This window comes from Mesorhizobium sp. WSM4810, from assembly GCF_055811235.1.
The window spans coordinates 1-506 of record NZ_JBVVQV010000106.1 but is presented as its reverse complement, the minus strand read 5'-3'; the positions used below and the strand labels follow the sequence as shown (position 1 = coordinate 506).

Annotated in this window: 1 pseudogene; it reads right to left on the bottom strand. The window is 62.6% G+C overall.

Going from position 1 to position 506, the window contains the following annotated elements:
• Positions 1-359 (bottom strand): annotated as a pseudogene (locus tag AC0L3O_RS35510) (cytochrome c); the annotation flags it as partial.
• Positions 360-506: the final 147 nt, after the last annotated feature.

The following is a 506-nucleotide window of genomic DNA, read 5'->3' as shown; positions in this document are numbered from 1 at the left end:
GGCGTCATCTGCGGTGAGATGCGCAAAAGCGTGCCAGGGCATGATGGGCGCTAGGATGCGGCCGTCCGGCCGTTCGCTGGTCTGCATCGCGGTGACGATCTGCTCCGGGTCCAGCTGCCGAAGCCGGTCTCCTTGTCAGGCGTGATGTTGCGGCGGATAAACCACGTCCGAGCCGCCGAGAAAGCGCGACATGTCGGGCTTCCCGAAGAAATACCCCGGTGTGTGGCAGTCGTTGCATCCGCCGATCGTGACGCGGTATTCGCCGCGCTTAATCTGTGCGTCACGGCCACGGCCGTGACCGATGCGAGCGCCATAACCGACGCGGTCAGGAATGCAAGATGAATTGGTGTCCGAAACATCGTTTCCTCCGGAACGCGGCCGGGCTTAGTGGCGTGATCACTGCACCAGCCCCGCTTTGCGCAGGCCAAGGGTAAACTTCTCGGCATCCGAGGGATCCCTGAACGGCAAACGGCCGATATGCTCGACGGGGGAGTACCTCGGATTGA